The sequence below is a fragment of the Haliovirga abyssi genome (assembly GCF_030295325.1).
GTDB classification, from domain to species: Bacteria; Fusobacteriota; Fusobacteriia; order Fusobacteriales; family Haliovirgaceae; genus Haliovirga; species Haliovirga abyssi.
The window spans coordinates 406,459-424,463 of the sequence record NZ_AP027059.1 but is presented as its reverse complement, the minus strand read 5'-3'; the positions used below and the strand labels follow the sequence as shown (position 1 = coordinate 424,463).

Below are 18,005 nucleotides of genomic sequence, written 5' to 3'. Positions count from 1 at the left end.
GGGTTCAAATCAAGCAAGATGCTCGATTTGAACCCTATTATTTTAAAATATATCTGTATTATACTGTTGAGTTGTATAATAATTGTCCTTTGTTATATCAAATGTTTGTATTTCAACTTTTCTTTCACCAGAATCATATTGTCCGTTTCCATTTGTATCTATAAAAGCTTCTGCCTTGTAAGTACCTATTGGAAGATTATATTCAACTTTAAGTTCGTTTCCTACTCTCTCTGCTGGTAAATTGGAAACTAATTTTTGTCCATTAACCAAAATAAATAATTCCCCTCCTCCTGTGCTATTTGTTCCAGTTAATATTACATTAATTACAAACTTTACTTCAGCTAAAGGAATCTCTGTTGTTGTATCTGTTACGTTAAAATCTCTAAATTCTTTTACATCTTCTGGACTTGGACCTTGAGGTCCTAAGTCCAATATAAATACTGCTTTATAACTTCCATTTTCTAAATTCGCTACTTCATTTAATGCACCTTCACTTACATTATCTCTATGATATACTGGTGGCAATGGATCATTATTTCCATCTAATAATGGATTTCCTTGTTCATCTGTTTTTAGTATATCCATTACTATTGCTCCTTGAGTTACATTATTTGTTATCGTTCCTGTTAAAGTTACATCTTTTCCTGTTGGTTGAGTTGCATTAAATTCTATATCTCCTAAAGAAATATCTGTTGTTGTATCTGTTATATTAAAGTCTCTAAACTCTTTTACATCTTCTGGACTTGGACCTTGAGCTCCTAAGTCCAATATAAATACTGCTTTATAACTTCCATTTTCTAAATTCGCTACTTCATTTAGTGCACCTTCACTTACATTATCTCTATGATATACTGGTGGCAACGGATTATTATTTCCATCTAATAATGGATTTCCTTGTTCATCTGTTTTTAGTATATCCATTACTATTGCTCCTTGGGTTACATTATTTGTTATCGTTCCTGTTAAAGTTACATCTTTTCCTGTTGGTTGAGTTGCATTAAATTCTATATCTCCTAAAGAAATATCTGTTGTTATATCTGTTACGTTAAAGTCTCTAAACTCTTTTATATCCTCTGGACTTGGACCTTGAGGTCCTAAGTCCAATATAAATACTGCTTTATAACTTCCATTTTCTAAATTCGCTACTTCATTTAATGCACCTTCACTTACATTATCTCTATGATATACTGGTGGCAACGGATCATTATTTCCATCTAATAATGGATTTCCTTGTTCATCTGTTTTTAGTATATCCATTACTATTGCTCCTTGATTTACATTATTTGTTATATTTCCTATTAAAGTTATATCTTTTCCTGATGGTTGCTGATTTCCATTATCTAACTGCAAATCCATATTATAACTATCTCCATCATCAAAAACTACATCATAATCTCCAGCAATATTTTCTTTATTACCAGCCCCATTATCATAATATATACTTGTGTGTATTTTATAATTATTATTAATATCATAGTCTTTCATTATATATAATGTAATTGTTGTTGGTAATTCACTGTCAGAATTAACTTTAAACTCCTTCCAAGCTATACCATCATGTTTATCTTCTGAATATATATCTGCTTCCATTTTTACATTTTTACTATAATCTATATTCATATCTGTAGGTAAAGTTAAGTTTAATGTTACTATCTTTTTAGCAAACATTCCCATCACTTCATCACTTGCTCCACCTATCATATTTATATCTATTGGTTCTACTAATCCCGTACTATTAAACTTCACTAAATCTGCACCAAATAGATCTTTTATCTCATTTCCCATTCCATCTTGAACCATTACAAATGCAACATATCCAGTTGTAGCTCCAGTTGATACCATCTCTTGAGATATTGGTACTGTAATAGTTTGTCCTGGCATACCTCCTGCATTTCCTGGCAATAATGATGTTGAAACCGGTACATTTTCTTTTATTCCAACTATTTGATCTCCTGTTGGTCCACCATCCTCTCCCATTGGCATATAATCTTTAAATATTGCTACTAATATACTACCATCACTTGGTATTGGCACATTATTAGTGTTTATTACTTTTACTTCTACTTCTCCCACTGCATCACTTGCAAGCATAAAACTATCTGGCTCAGAAGTTATTATAGGTTCTACATCTTCACTATTATTAATTTTAGCTTCTAATTCTGTTGTTGTCTCTGCAAATCCCAATATCATATATCCATACATATAATTAGGTGTTAAACTATTAGCAAATTCTAAGCTTCCTGTTGCTTTTGCTTTATCTACATATGTCCACTCTTTTGTTGTTTTATCAACTAAAATTAATGCTGTATCAAAATATTCTGGTCCTGTTATATTGTCATTATTAATTTCTCCTTGTTTTACAGCTATTACATATGTATTTACAGCTGCTGTATTATCTTCCCATTGGAAATTAACTGTATAATTTCCAGAACCATCTTTTTCTATTGAATGTGTTGCTGGTGATACTATTTTTATTGGTGTTTTTAATGTTATATTTAATATCGTATTTTCATTAATTACTTCTACTGGCATATCTTGCACATCCATAAATCCATTTCCACTTATTTCTATAACAAAATTTCCTGTTGGAATATTTCTAAAGTATATTTTATCAACTCCGTTCCATTCTCCATTTGTTATATAATCTTTATTACCATTTTCATCTACTTTTAATATTCCTGCATGCCAGAAATCTGTAACTACTTCTGGATTTGTTATTGTTACTTCCAATGTATTTGTTCCTGCCTCTTGTAAATTTATAGTTCCAAAATCAACTGTTTTTATTGTTTCATCAATTGTAACTTTATTTCCATACCACATATATCCCTCTACATTTATCTCATACTTCAATTCAGTCCCTATAGGTAATCCATCTACCACAAAACTTCCTGTTACAGGATCTATTTGAGCTTGTCCTACCTCTTTTCCACTTAAAGTATTAACTCTTATTTCTCCCCAAGGAAAGTTTCTTGCACTTACATTACCAGATATACTACCCTCTCCTAATTTTTTTAATACTATATCATCTATATATATATCTGATTTATCAATTACAAAATCCCTAACCTCTTCTGGATATCCTGCAATATCCACGACATGAAGTCTATAACTTCCAGATACTAAATTACCTATTTCAAAATTGTTATTCATTATAGAACTATCTGTAACATATTCTTCTGTATTATCTGAATTAATTATGTTTACTACAACTCTTCCCATATTAAGAGTTTCTGTTGCTCCCTCTATCATAATAGTTCCTCTTAAGAAATATGTTTCACCTAACTGCTGTTGCATAGTAAATGATTTTGTTGTAGTTTCTCCATCTACTGTATATATTTCCTCATACTCTTCTGAATATCCCTCTTTTCTAACTTTAACATCATATTTTCCTGCTGGTAATTTTTCAAATACAACCTCACCTGATGCATTAGTTACCATCATTATTCTCAAATTATATTTTTCATTATAAATCTCTACATTTGCTCCTGTAATAGTTGAATTATCATCTGCAATTACTGTTACATCTATTTTACTAGTCCCTGTTACTTTATTTTTCATTATAGGTAAATATATATTTCTATTTATTATTCTACCTGTATTATCAAAAGTTAATTCGATATAATCGCTTTTTACCTCTTCTGTATTCTTTGGCATACCATCACCATCTACATCTACAAAAGCCATTAAAGCATATCTATTTACTTCACCATTTTCATCTTTATATTCCAAATCATATTGTCTTCCAAACTCTTGATGATACATAAATGGTTCATTTGATTGCTCTTCTGGTTTTTCTTTCCAGTTTCCAGTTGCACTATCCCATTTATAAAGCCCTAACATTATATTTCCAACTGTTATACTATTATCTACATCTATAGTTATATCTAAATTATCTCCCCCTTGCATCCTTTCCAAACCAAATCTGCTAATTTGATTATCTCCAGCTTTTATTTGCATAGCATAATTTAACATTCCTACAAAATCATTTGGAGTTATCATATTATTGGCATCATTATCTACCATTGCTGCTATGTAATAAAATCCTGTTTCTGGTATTGTAAAGTTATAACTATAAATATATGACATCTCTCCACTTATTGCACTATTCGTTGTTGTATAATTCATCCTATCTATATCAAATCTATATTTAGGTCTAAATTCATTCATATTTTTTGGATCATTCTCAAATAAACCTAATATTATATTTTGATTTATAGGCTCTTTTGTTACTATTTCTCCTATTATCTTATTATTATAAGTTGTATTATCTTGAATCTCTACATCAATTGGTGCCGATGCAGCTCCAGCTCCAATCACTAATATAACTCTATGTCCTATTCCTATATTTTGCAAATCTTCCTTTGTAAAAGTATATGTATCAATATCAGAACCTAAATCTTTTTCAAATATTGGTTTCGATTGTGCTGTTTCATAGTCCCAGCCAACAACTATTTTATATTTTACACCACTCTTTAATTCCCACATTACCTCTGTATCTAAGTTGCTATCTCCAATATTCCACATTACAAACTGTGTATTCGGTTTAGTTATTTTCAATCTCTTTTTTAATATTATAGTTTGTAAGGTATTTGTATGCATATCTTTTGTTATTCCAGCTTCTGTTGTTACTTGTTGATATCCCTCTTTTTTAAATTCTATCATTAATTTTTCATTTTCTGGCAAATCTACTGGAAGACCTGTTATATCATAATTACCACCACCATCAGTAGTTCCTCCAAATAGGAAGTTATAGAAATCTTCTTTTGTATTATATATCAATACTCCGTAATCTATGAAACTTCCATATCCTCCTTCTAATTCTACTTTACCTATTACTTCTCCATCTCCTGCTGTATTTTCAGGAATTTTAGTATCTTCATCTATTAATCCATCTCCATCATCGTCTATTCCATTTGGTAACTCTTCATCTACTTTTCCATCTTTATCATTATCTATTCCATCTCCTGGAGTTACTATTTTATTTATTGTTAAATCAATATGTTCTTTATCTATTATATATCCCCCATTATCATAAAATTTAGTAAATGATGATTTTGGTTCATTTGGTTCCGGCATTCTATCTCCATTTAAATCTATAAACGTTTCTATTCCAAATGCTATATTTCCATCTCCATATGGTTTAAAATTCATCTTATAATCATTATCGTCATTTGCATTAATATTTCCTGCTATCATATCAGTTACAAAATTACCATGTGGTTCTTGAGACTCTTTATTATACTCAAGTATTGCCACCATCAAATTTCCTGCCATATCAGTTTTATTAGTTATTGTACCTTTAATTGTATCTCCGCCCATATTTTCTCTTAAATATAACTTTGTAGCCGTTTTATCTTTATCTACTACAAATCCATCTGGTTCTCCATTGTTATCATTATCCTCTTCTCCTAACAAATTACTTAGCAAATCGCCTTCATCTATTCTACCATTATTATTAACATCTAAATATGCACCAATATAATATTTTCCTTCTGGAATAGATATCTCAAATGGTAACCTGAAAGCTCTCTCTCCATTATCCCAACCTGCTGCATTTGAACTATCTATTCTGAATATATAATCAGGAGTTACATCTTCTGCATTATCAGGCATATTTTCCATTACAGCTATATTAACTCCAAATGGTATGAAATTATTATTATAAATATTTCCACCAACTTTATATAGACCTTCTATTCCTTTTACTTTAAACATTACTGGTTTAGAAATAACAACTGGATCAGATTCGTTACTTTCTTGCATCAATGTAGAAATATCCTCCTTAAATGCTCCAATAACAGCAATATAATTAGTATTAGGAAGAAGTTTTCTACCAAATCCATTATTTACATCAAAATCATCCATTGATGATTCTTTATAATCCCAACTCATTGCTGATTCTGTCGTAGTTGCATCCATAAATTTAACAGCCACAAAATTATCAAAATTACCTTGTTCTATATCCCGCATATCTGTTACCACTACCACTGCATATGTTTTTATTTCATCAGAATTTAATTTTGTCCATTCTATCCTAACTCCACCATTAGTAGTTGACAAATCAAATTCATGTTCATTTTCTGGGAATGTGATTTTCATTGGTTCCATTAACTTATTTGTAATATCTCCCAAATCTTCTTCTTGAGAATCTGCTGTTAAAGTAAACCAATCACTTTCATATTTTCCAACTCCCTCTACATCTATTTTTACTTTTAACTCTGTATTAAGTGGCAATTTGTCTTCAGTTGTTTCTGTTTGTATTCTTCCAAACCTTCTTATTGCTCCTTTTAATATTATTGCACTTTCAGTTGTATCTGTAGAATTCACACTATATTTAGCTATTATTTTTACAAACTTCATATGATTATTATTTAAAGTAAATTTAACTACACCTGTATCATCTACTCCGCCTCCAATTGGCGCTCTTAAATCCTCATCTACCAATCCATCTCCATCATCATCTTCTCCATTTGGAAGTTCTTCATCTATATACCCATCTCCATCATTATCTTGATTATCTGCTGATTTCAATATTTCTGGTATAAAGAATCCATTTTCTAATTTAGAGGCATACCTTACTTTCCAAGATAAACTTCCGTCTTCAGATTTTTTACCAACAAATTCGAAATGCATATTGTCAGTAAATATAGGTCTGTCACTATCATCTCTCAAATCAAAGACTACATCTAGATTCAATATATATATATTACTTTTCTTTCTTAAATCAAATGGTATCTCATTTAATTTTTTTTCTTCTACATTAGGTTTTATAAATTTCAATGTAACCTTTTTATTACTTAAAAATTCTAAATTCTCTTTTATTTTATTAGTTAATTCTTCTTTAAATGTTTCATCTATATTTTCTGTATAATATTTATTTATAAAACTTATTGCACTCTCAGTAGTAGATCCATTTATAAACCCTTCTATTGTATCTTTAGCTTCTGAGTTAGATAATATATCAAAAACTTGATTCAATATATTAACTGTTTCAGTTGCATTTACCCCTTCTTCTTCTGCTGGAACACTATCTTTATTATTTGGATCACTATTTTTTGCAACTTCTTCTCCATCTGTATATCCGTCTCCATCTGTATCAGGATTGTTTGGATTTGTCCCTAACTGTTCCTCTTCTTCATCTGTTAATCCATCATTATCTGTATCTATATTTTTCGAATTAACAAATAAAATATCTAGAAAAGCAATATTTCTTATTTTCCAACTCTCTGCTCCATCTTCATCTACTATTTTTACTAATTTATACTCTTGATAATATGGTATCTCATTATCATTAACAGTTACCTTTTCATTTGTTCTTACTATAGCAAAATTACCATATTTATCTACAATAGGTTTATTTATTTCTTCTCTTGTTATATCTATCGCTGATGCTGTAGTTAATTTATCACTTAATACTCTATATAAATTACTCTTATCATCTACAAGAGATAATATATTCGCCTTATCTCCATTAAATCTACTTACTATATCTTTCACTTTTACTTCTATTGCTGCTCTTGATTCATCCGAAATAACTTCCAAAGTTCCTATTTTATATTTAAATATTCTTGTATCTACCACTTTATTATTTTGATATAATTCAATATTCATCTCATGCTCTCCATCTAATTTGTCAGAGCCTGTAAGAGAATATATTGCTTCTCCAGCCATACTAATCGCAGCTTCTGTAGAATTAATTTTCAATTTTATTCCTGAATTAGTTTTAAAATTCATTAATTCCACTTTTAATATATCTTTATCTATTTTTACCATATCTATTTTTACATTATTTTTTATATCACTTATTCTACCTATAAATATAGGCATCTCAAATCTAGAATAAAGAGCTCCATTTTTTTCTTTAGCCATAATTACCAATTTGTATTGTCCAGAAATAGCTGTTAAACTAATAACTGCTTCCCCTTTAAATACATTTTTTTCATCATATTTAAAATTAATTGCTCTCATTATATCTTTTTCTTCTTCACCTTGTTTATTATATATAGAGGCTTTTAATTCAATATTTTTATCTATATTTGACATATCAGAATACATAATATCGATAGCTAAACTTAAACTATCTCCTGGTAAAAATGATGTTTTCTTAAATGTTGGAGGTATTATTACTAATTTATTACCTCCCACTTCTTCAGTTTTATCTTCAGACAATTTAGAAATTTCCATTGCTGCTCTTTTTACCGAATCCCCATCCTCTGGAATCAATACTGAAACTCTCTTATAAGTTTCAATTGCATTTTCTGTTTCTCCTTTTTTTGTATAAACTAATGCCAATCCAAAAATTACATCTCTTGTATATTTACCACTTGCTAATACTTCGCTATCTTGTATTAAAGTTTCAAATAATTTTTCAGATTTATCCAATTCTCCTATTAATAATTGGCTATACGCATTATTTATTTCTTTATCTTTTCCAACTTCCACATTATCTTTAGCTTCGTTAATTTTATCTGCTACTTTACCTTTTATCGAATTTAATTTTTCATCTGTAATTAAATTTTGAGTCCCTGCATTTGCTACATCTGTAACATTTTTTAATCCTTTTTTTACTTTTTCTGTATCTATTCCAGTATCAGATAAATCTACTCCTGCTTCTGCTATTGCTTGTACTCTTTGTAATCCTTCTGCTACTAATTTTGCCTTTGCTTTCTCTTTTATATCTGTACTTGCACTCATAGATTGTGATTCATCTACAACTGATTTTAGCACTTTAGCTGCTGCTTCTGGTTGCCCGCTATCTATTAATACATCCGCCATTTTTATTTTTATTTTTAAAACTTTAGAGTCTTTTGTTGTTTTATTTTTCCCGTCTGTTATCTCTTGAGCTTTCGCAAGAGATTCCATAGCTTTTTTGTTATCTCCTTTTTTTATATATATATCTGCAACTTTTGTCAAAACATCTTCTGACTCTATTTTTTCACCAGCAACTTTTATATTTTGCAAATTTGGATCACTATCTATTTGATCTTGTACCATAGATAAATTGTCTGCAGCATCCTCTGCAGCTGTTAATTTTGTATCATCAATTTGAGACCAATTTGATAAAACATTTACTTTTATAGCTTTAGCTGCTATACTCTTATACTCTAATGCACTAAGCTCTATATTAGCTTCTGCAAATTCTAATTCTGCCTTAGAATTATTAATAGAAATAGCTCTTGCTCTTGAAATTGCTCCTGTTGGAGAATCTTCTCCCTCTTCTACTAATAATTGTCCTTTGTAATTTTGAGCCATTGCTCTTAATAATTTTGATTTCATCTCTATTTCTGAATCTTTTTCTAATAAACTTTTCCCTTCTGCCATTTTTGCATTTTCCACTACATTTTTATCTACCTCTTCTGGTGTAGTTACTTTATATGGATCTGCAAAATTTGTTCTCGCAGCTTCATAATAGTCTACTGCAGTTTTTTCATATTTTGGTTTAACTGTAGTTTTATCCCCCCATACTCCAATACACCCTGATAGCCCTAATAACCCTATTAAGACTATAACAATCGACTTTTTCATAATTGTTCTCCTCCTTTGTATTTTTGCGTTTTAATAACTCGCTAGATTACATACCATTAGATTACTATAAGCCCAATAAAAAAACTGTAATTCACATCACCATATTTAGTATTCGAAACTTTTTTTTATTTCCTTCTTTTTTTTTTAAAAAATTTAAAGGAAATTTTTTTTTATTTGGTATATACATTAATGAAGAGGTAAATTTTGTAGTTTACATCACCAGTAACTACTAAGGAATGGCTTAAAAATAACTTATCTGTTTTGTTTTAAAAGGCTCAAGGTTCTTTTATGAAAACCACATAAAAAACTACGCCCAACGCATGCAACGTTTCAAGCATTTTTATAACAAAATATGAGAAAATTATTTTTTAAACATTCCTAAATAAAATTTACTATGTTGTGACTTGTATTACTTTTTATTTTGTTAATGTGTGGTAAGATTAATGTATATTTCAAATCATAAGGAGGTAGATAATAATGAAAAAGAAGTTTATTGGAATGCTGGTGGGAATTTCTTTACTTATTTTTTCTGGTTGTGAAACTAATATATTCTCAACTTTAGATAAAGTTGATGCAAATTCTCAAGAAGCTGTTTCACAATCAAAGTATGAGGCAGAAGAAGGGTTAAATAGTGGAGACTATGCTACCGCTATTAAAAATGCAGATGTTGTAATTAGAAGTTATGAAGAACAAGGTAAAAATAGTGTTAATGATTTTTCTGATACTGAAACAGCTGAAAGAAATGAATATATTAAATTCCAAACAATTAAAGCTGAAAGTTATCTTGGACAAGGTGGTGTTAGTGCACTTGATATATTAGATAAAATATATCAACTAAACTCTACAACTCCAAATACTGCTATAAAAAGGGGTACTTCAGATAATAATAGTTCTACTTTAATTAATATTGTTAATGGAATTAACAGTTCAGATCTTAAATATGCAATGGAAGCTTTTAAAAAAGGTTTGCCTAGTCCAGAAATTTTGTCTCCAGAAGAAAGAGACAACTTAAAATCTACATATCAAACAGCAGGTATTACTTATGGATTAAACACAGTAATTATCATTCTAAACGCTCTAGATACTAATGGAGATTCGGAAATTGATAGTTCTGATTTCAACGCATCAATAATTAATAATTGGAATGTCCATAAAGATGAAATAATTACCTCTTTAAATTCTACTATTAATTATCTTGCTGTCGCTTTAGACTCTAGTGATGCTGTTGAAGTCTTAGATATTTTAAGAAAAATAAATACTCAATTAAAAAAGATACCAAACAATTTTACTTCAGATGATTTAGATAAAATAAGTAAAATCCTAACTGGAAAGGAGGTCTATTAAAATGAAAAAAATATTAATATTCTTTTTAATTGTAACTTCTTTTAATATTTTTGCTGCAAATAGCGTTGATGAGATTTCTATTCAATATTATAAAAATATTAGAGGAATGGGAATGGGAAATACTTATGTAACATCTGCTTCTGATGAGTCTGTATTACTATATAATCCAGCTATGTTAAATTATATAGATAGATATAAATTTTCTCTTTTTGGTCTTGCTGTAGGGATGAATGATGAAGGAAAAGATGTTATAGGTACAATGATAGATGTATCAAATGATATTTCAGATGGTTCTTTTGAAGATAATGATTGGAATAACGATGGAAAAGTTGATGATTCTGACCAATTTAAATATTTGAAAGATAAACAATCTGAAATAAATAATTTAAGTTTAAATGGATATTTCGGAGACTTCACAGGACTTATTAACAAAAATTTTGGAATAGGACTTTTCGCTTATTCTAATATAAATAAATTAGCTATTGTAAATCCTGTAAATCCCACAGTTATTGCTAATATGTCTTTAAATGTTGAAGCTCCCATTGGTATCGCTACCAAAATAGGTCCATTTAGTTTCGGAGCATCAATTAGATATCTTAATTATATTAATTTTGATAGCAAATTAACATCTAATAAATTAATAAGTGCTCAAAACGTCAATGACAGTAAAGCAATGTTTTCACTACTTGGAGCTACTAAAAATGAAGGATTTGGACTTGATTTCGGTGGATTAATTGGTAATGATAAATTTAAACTTGGATTTGCACTACAAGATGCATATACAAAAGTTGATACATGGCGTGACTCAGAAGAAGTCAATATAAATGGTCATCCTACAAACAGTGGAAACTATGTTACATATTATATTGGAGAGCATACTGTAACTCCAAATTTAAGAGCTGGTATCTCTATAAAACCTTCTAAATGGCTTCAGTTATCTGGAGAAGTTGAAAATTTATTAAATAAAGATATGAATAATGATGGCGAAGATGATACTAATATTTATAAAAAACTACATTTAGGTAGTGAAATATCTATGTTTCCTCACTCTATAAATTTAAAATTACGTGCTGGAATCAATCAAGGATATGGAACTTATGGATTTTATGTTCAACCTCTTAGATTTATGGAAAGAGCTCCATTATTCTTAAAAGTAGTATTATTACCGCTATGGATTTTAAATGATGTCGAATTTGAATATGCTGATTTTACAGAGGAACTTTCTCCACATGTTGGAGTAAAACCAAATCATATGCAAGCATTATCTTTTACTTTAAGATTTTAAATTTTATGATTTATTCAAATTAACTAAAAAGATATTAAAAAAAAATTATTTGAAACCATTGGATAAATACAGACACTGATGAATAAAAAATTTGTAATTAATTATTGGTGTATATTAGTGTAAATTGGTGGCTAAAACTCTACAATTATTTTCATTAGCAAAAATAAAAGCGACGATTTTTTATAATCGTCGCTTCTTTTTTTTATTCTTTCTTTCTTTTATTTTTCTGATATTGCTGCTATTCCAGGAAGTTCTTTACCTTCTAAATATTCTAAAGAAGCTCCACCACCTGTAGAAATATGACTGAAGTCATCAGCATAACCAAGTTGTTCTGCTGCTGCTGCTGAATCTCCTCCACCTATTATTGTTATTGCTTCATCCAATCCAGCAATAGCTTTACATATTCCTATTGTTCCTTTTGCATAATTTTCCATTTCAAATACACCCATTGGTCCATTCCAAACTACTGTTTTAACACCTTTTAATGCTTCTGCAAATAATTTTACAGAATCTGCACCTATATCTAATCCCATCCAACCATCTTCTACAGCATCTACAGAAACTGTTTTAAATTCTGTATCATTTTTAAATTCTTTTGCTACTACTGTATCAACTGGTAAAATAAGTTCTACACCTTTAGCTTTAGCTTTTTCCATTAATGAAGTTGCTAATTCTACTTTATCAGCTTCTAATAATGAACTTCCTATATTTTTACCAAGTGCTTTTAGGAATGTAAACATCATTCCTCCACCGATTATTATTTTATCAGCTTTTTCTATAAGACTTTCTATAACTCCTATTTTATCTGATACTTTTGCTCCACCTAATATTGCAACTAGTGGTTTTTGAGGATTTTCTACTACTCCACCAATGAATTTTATCTCTTTTTCCATTAAAAATCCTGCTACTGCTTCTATATTAGAAGCTACTCCTACATTAGAAGCATGAGATCTATGTGCTGTACCAAATGCATCTATTACAAATACATCTGCTAAAGATGCCCAATATTTACCTAATTCAGGATCATTTTTAGATTCTTTTTTACCATCTATATCTTCAAATCTTGTATTTTCTATCATCATAACTTCTCCATCTTTTAAAGAAGCTACTGCATTTTCAACTTTTTCTCCTCTTGTTTCTGATACAAAATTAACTGTTTTACCTAATAATTCTTCTAATCTCTTAGCTATTGGTGCTAAAGTTTTGCTTGCTTTATCATCTTCTGTTTTTACTCTTCCTAAATGTGACATTAATATAGCTTTTCCTCCATTATCTATCACATAGTTTATTGTGCTTAAAGCAGCTTTTATTCTTGTATCATCAGTAATAACTCCATCTTTTATAGGAACATTAAAATCAACTCTCATTAAAACTTTTTTACCTTTTACTTCAATATCTCTAACTGTTTTTTTAGCCATTTTATTCCCTCCTAATTTATTTTTTTTATATTATAAATTCTCCCTATTAAAACGGCGGAACTCGAAAGCCCCGCCCTAAAATTTATTTACTTAATCTCTTATTTGCTTAATCCTGCAAAATATTTTACTGTTCTTACTAATTGAGCTGTGTAAGACATTTCATTATCATACCAACTTACTAATTTAAACATTTTTTTACCATCTACTGCTATTTCTTTAGTTAATAATGCATCAAATATTGAACCATTATTTGAACCAATTACATCACTTGAAACAATTGGATCTTCTGTATATCTTAAAGTTTCATTAGCTGCTGCTTTCATTGCTGCATTAATTGATTCTACAGTAGCATCTTTTTTTAATTCTACAACTAAATCAACAACTGATCCTGTTACAGTAGGAACTCTCATAGCAATTCCATCTAATTTCCCTTTTATTTCAGGTATTACTAATCCAACTGCTACTGCTGCTCCTGTTGAAGTTGGTATAATGTTAGCTGCTGCTGCTCTTCCTCTTCTTGAGTTAATTCCTTTTGGATGTGGTCTATCCAAAGTTGTTTGGTCATTTGTATATGAATGAACTGTTGTCATAAATCCTTTTTCTATTCCAAATGTATCATTTAATACTTTTGCTACTGGTGCTAAACAGTTAGTTGTACAAGAAGCTCCACTAACAATTGTTTCTGTTCCATCTAATATATCATGATTTACATTATATACTACAGTTTTTAAATTTCCTTTTGCTGGTGCAGAAATTACAACTTTTTTAGCTCCTGCTTTTATATGTTTTCCAGCTCCTTCTTCAGAAACAAAGAAACCTGTACATTCTAATACTACATCTACTCCTAATTTTCCCCAAGGTAAATCCTCTGGATTTCTTTCTGAATATATTTTAATAGCTTTACCATCTACAACTACGCTATCTCCTTCAGCTTTTACTGTATCAATTTTATAATTTCCTTGTGCTGTATCATACTTCAATAAATGTGCTAATGTTCCAGGATCTGTTAAATCGTTTATTGCTACGATTTCATAATCAGCTTCTCCAAACATTAATCTAAATGCAAGTCTCCCAATTCTTCCAAAACCATTAATCGCTACTTTAACTGCCATCTTACACATACCTCCTTAGAATTTTATGTATCTTTTAATGCTTAAGAACGTTTAAAAAATAAATTTCTCATTTTTTGTTATAAAAACGCTTAAACCATTGCGTATTTTAAAACAAAATCAGAAGGTTATTTTTAAGCCGTTCCTTAATACTTAAAAATATTTCAAAAATAATTTTATCTTAATTTATGACAAATTATGAAAAAATTATTTTTTTAATGTTCTTTTATAAGAGTACTCTATTTTTAATAGTTTGTCAAATAAACTTTTTTATATCTTCTGGAAAGTTACTTTCTATTTTTTGGATAGCTTTTGTTTCTGGATTTATAAAAATAGCTTTATAACTATGTAAAAGTTGTCTTTTAACTCTTAAATCTTCTCCACCATATAATGTATCTCCTAATATAGGATGACCTATTGAGCTTAAATGAACTCTAATTTGATGCGTTCTTCCTGTAAACAGTTGTGCTTCAACTAAAGTTACATCTTTTTCAATATTTCTATTTAAAACTTTAAAAACAGTTTTTGCATACTGACCATTTTCATTAATTTCTCTTTTTATTCCACCTTCTGAAACTCCTATATTTTTTTCTATTGTAAATTCATCTTCATTTATTATTCCTTTGACTACAGTAACATAATATTTTTTTACTTCTCCCCTATTTTGCAAAAATCCCTGTGCAAAACCAGACTTAGCAATAATTATTAATCCACTTGTATTCATATCTAATCTGTTGTAAAATCTTGGCACCATATTTATGTTTTTATTTTTAAAGTAATATACTATTCCATTAGCTAGTGTAATATCAACTTTTTTTAGAGTTGGATGTGTTATTAAAAATGGTTCTTTATTTACTATTAAAAGCTCATTATCTTCGTAAGCTATATCAAGATTTAACTTTATAGGTTTTATATTCGTACTTTTTTCTTTTTCCAAAACCCATATAGAATCTCTATATCTTAATTTTTTGTTCGGTTTTGCATTTTTTTTATTTACATACACTTTTGCATTTCTCAAAAGTCTTGATGAAAACCCTTCTACTTCTTTTAAGTAATCAAAAACAGCATACCCTTTATAATCTTTTTTCACAAAGTATTTTTTCATGACACCTCTCATATATATTCTCTAAAAATGGTAGCGATACGGGGAATCGAACCCCGGTTTGAAGGCTGAGAACCATCTGTCTTAACCACTAGACGATATCGCCAAGTTCCTAAAATATATTATCAAATTTTTATAATTTTGTCAACTAAAAACTAGTTATAAAATGTATCTTTTCAGTAGCACTTCTGTTCTATAATAGTTTTTATGTGAAATATTAGTTTTATAATAATAAAAGCTTTAACTCATTTTTAGTAATATTTAAATTGTTTTTAAATCGTTCCTAAATAACGTTTAAAAAGTAATTTTATATATTTTATTATAAAAACGCTTGAATCATTGCATACGTTGGGCATAGTTTTTTTATGTGATTTTCATAAAAGAACCTTGAGCCTTTTAAAATAAAATGATAAGATTTTTTAAGCCGTTTCTAAAGAATCAAATTATTTATTTTCTACTTTTTTAATCATTTCTTTCATACTGTTTTTTGCTTCTCTTTCACTTGCATTTTTTAATATCTTAGGAGTTATATATATTATTAATTCTATTTGATTTAAGTCCTTTGTTCTTGATTTAAATAGTTCTCCTAGCAAAGGAATATCACTTATAAAAGGTACTCCTGAAACTTTATTCGATACTACATTTTGTGTAAGCCCTCCTATAACTATTGTTCCTCCATCTTTTATTCTAACTACTGTATTTGCTTCTCTTTTACTAACACTTGGCGGTCCTTCTGCTGGTGAAGCTCCTATGTTACTTATAGTTGGATTTATTTTTAAATTTATCTCTCCAGAACTTGTAATCCAAGGTGTCACATTAAGGCTAACTCCAGCATCTACACTTTTATAGTCATTTTTTTCTTTTCCGTTTTCATCTAATGTAGTTACTTTATAATATTGAACTGTACCTACATTAATTGTAGCTTTTTCTCCATTTAATGTAGTTATACTAGGACTTGCTTTTATTCTTGCTTCTCCTTTTTGAACTAATAGTTTTATTTCGCTATAAAATTGATTTGACACTTTAGTTAAACTCAAATATCTAAAGTCACCTGTAGAGCTATTAGCCAAAATATTTTTTTCATCTCCGTAAAATCCTTGCAATTCTAACTTTGAAGAATTATTATTATTATGAGAAATTTCTATAACTAATGCTTCTACTGATATTTGTGGTGCTTTTTTATCTAACTCTTTTAAATACCCTTTTAATCTTTTTAATTCTTTATCTGTTCCCGTTGCTAAAATTGCATTTTGTTCTGAGATAACTTTTATATTCGATACAGGAAAATTATTTGGCAGCATTGTAGGTATTTTTTCTGCGTGGACATATTGTAATGGTATTAATTCTGTCCTTGTAAACATTGCATATGATGCACTTCCAATATTTTTTCTTCCTATTATATATGTCCCATCTTCATTTTGACTATAAGTATAACTTGTTCCACTCAAAATAGTTTCTATTGAATCTTGTACTGATATATCGTGCAGTTTGACATTAATCGTTTCTACTCCTCCACCAACAATTATCATATTTAAATTACTAAGTCTACCTATTTCTCTTAAGATTTTTACAATACTCTCATTTTCTACATCTATTGATATTTTATTATTTACAATTGATATATTCATTTTATTCTTTCTACTATTTATAGAGCGTCTATTTAAAACTCTATAAATATTATTATCTTTCATAAGAGAAAATCCATTTGCTTGCAGCAATGCTGTAAGTCCATCTTCTATATCTACATCTTTTACACTACCTGATATTTTCCCATTTACAGAACCTTCCATTATAATGTTTATTCCTGATTTTTGTGAAATATCATTTAACACCTCTCTTATATCTGAATTTTGTATATTAAATGATATTAATCCATGTTTAATTTTTATCTCTTTTTTTCCTGCATTTATATTTTTTTTAGTAACCATATAAGTGTTATCGCCTATTTTATCAAATTTATATCCATAAACTTTATTTAGCACTTTAAAAGCTTCTGCTATATTTACATTCTCTAAATTTATAGTTACTCTTCCAGTTACTGTCCTATCTGGAACTACATTTATTCCACTTTGCTGTGTTAGCATTATCAATACATCTTTTATCTCTGCTCCCCTTACACTTAATTTTATTTTTTTTCCTGCACTAAATGAAATCGCAGATAAAACAATAAATAAAACCAATATCCATTTAAATTTCCCCTTCATATTTTCCTCCATTTTTTT

7 protein-coding genes and 1 tRNA gene are annotated in these 18,005 nt (G+C 28.9%); 2 read left to right on the top strand and 6 right to left on the bottom strand.

Going from position 1 to position 18,005, the window contains the following annotated elements; all coding sequences use genetic code 11:
* Positions 1 to 42: 42 nt before the first annotated feature.
* Positions 43 to 9,525, bottom strand: coding sequence for a carboxypeptidase regulatory-like domain-containing protein (locus RDY08_RS01900; RefSeq protein WP_307904736.1), 9,483 nt, complete (start codon positions 9,523 to 9,525; stop codon positions 43 to 45).
* Positions 9,526 to 10,023: 498 nt separating this feature from the next.
* Between RDY08_RS01900 and RDY08_RS01895 the strand changes: the two genes are divergently transcribed.
* Complete coding sequence (locus tag RDY08_RS01895) at positions 10,024 to 10,869, top strand: hypothetical protein (RefSeq protein WP_307904735.1); 846 nt, start codon at positions 10,024 to 10,026, stop codon at positions 10,867 to 10,869.
* A 1-nt stretch (position 10,870) separates the two neighbouring features.
* Positions 10,871 to 12,154, top strand: coding sequence for a porin family protein (locus RDY08_RS01890; RefSeq protein WP_307904734.1), 1,284 nt, complete (start codon positions 10,871 to 10,873; stop codon positions 12,152 to 12,154).
* 218 nt (positions 12,155 to 12,372) lie between these two features.
* Here RDY08_RS01890 and RDY08_RS01885 read toward each other — a convergent pair whose 3' ends face one another.
* From RDY08_RS01885 to RDY08_RS01865, 5 genes are all read right to left on the bottom strand, one after another.
* Entirely contained in the window at positions 12,373 to 13,572 is a 1,200-nt protein-coding gene (locus tag RDY08_RS01885; RefSeq protein WP_307904733.1) for a phosphoglycerate kinase, read from the bottom strand.
* A 98-nt stretch (positions 13,573 to 13,670) separates the two neighbouring features.
* Positions 13,671 to 14,684, bottom strand: coding sequence for a type I glyceraldehyde-3-phosphate dehydrogenase (gene gap / locus RDY08_RS01880; protein ID WP_307904732.1), 1,014 nt, complete (start codon positions 14,682 to 14,684; stop codon positions 13,671 to 13,673).
* 253 nt (positions 14,685 to 14,937) lie between these two features.
* Positions 14,938 to 15,786 carry an RluA family pseudouridine synthase gene (locus RDY08_RS01875; protein WP_307904731.1) on the bottom strand — a complete coding sequence of 283 codons (849 nt, stop codon included), beginning with the start codon at positions 15,784 to 15,786 and terminating at the stop codon, positions 14,938 to 14,940.
* 28 nt (positions 15,787 to 15,814) lie between these two features.
* Positions 15,815 to 15,889, bottom strand: a tRNA-Glu gene (locus tag RDY08_RS01870).
* Positions 15,890 to 16,226: 337 nt separating this feature from the next.
* Complete coding sequence (locus tag RDY08_RS01865; RefSeq protein WP_307904730.1) at positions 16,227 to 17,987, bottom strand: secretin GspD/PilQ domain-containing protein; 1,761 nt, start codon at positions 17,985 to 17,987, stop codon at positions 16,227 to 16,229.
* Between the last annotated feature and the right edge of the window lie 18 nt (positions 17,988 to 18,005).